This is a genomic window from Clostridium cylindrosporum DSM 605 (assembly GCF_001047375.1).
GTDB lineage: Bacteria > Bacillota > Clostridia > Clostridiales > Caloramatoraceae > Clostridium_AB > Clostridium_AB cylindrosporum.
In genome coordinates this window covers 1-552 of sequence record NZ_LFVU01000021.1, presented here as the reverse complement: position 1 = coordinate 552, position 552 = coordinate 1, and the positions used below count along the sequence as shown (strand labels likewise).

Here is a 552-nt window from a genome sequence, read left to right as displayed (position 1 = left end):
GAGTAATGGGAACCGAGGAAGCAGCAGAGCGTTGGGACCTTAGCCAGGACCATATTAAACGTCTGTGCCGAGATGGAAAAGTGATTGCCAAACGTATCGGTAAAACGTGGGTGCTGGAACGTGACCAGCCGAATCCAAAACAGGAGCAGTGAGACATGAACAAGATAGATGCGATTATGCAGGCATATAGAATTGCAACACTGAATGAACCGACGGACGAAGTGGTAGAGCTGCTTGCGTCCGTTTCTTTTGAAAGGGCACTCGAAGTGCTCCTTTTGATGCGTCAGTATGGGAAGCCGATCCGAACGCCAGGGAATTTCCTGCGCCGGGCGATCCAAGAAGGATGGACACCAGAAACAACGCACCGGAAAGCTAACCGCCGTCTGGAGAACATCGAAGAGAATATTTACATGCGCCGGGGCTACTCCGAGGAAGTCTCGCGTCGGAAGGTGTTGGAAAGTAGACAGGCATAGGTGTATACTTGGGAAAAAGTAGATTCCTAGGTTTATAGAGGTGATCAAAAACGTGGGTGAAAACCAGTGGAAAGTGAAT

Annotated in this window: 1 protein-coding gene; it reads left to right on the top strand. The window is 49.6% G+C overall.

What is annotated here, in order from left to right:
• The first annotated feature begins 155 nt into the window (after positions 1–155).
• The gene (locus tag CLCY_RS05460) at positions 156–473 is read left to right on the top strand and encodes a hypothetical protein (protein WP_048570123.1); all 318 of its coding nucleotides are present in this window, start codon (positions 156–158) and stop codon (positions 471–473) included.
• Positions 474–552 lie beyond the last annotated feature (79 nt).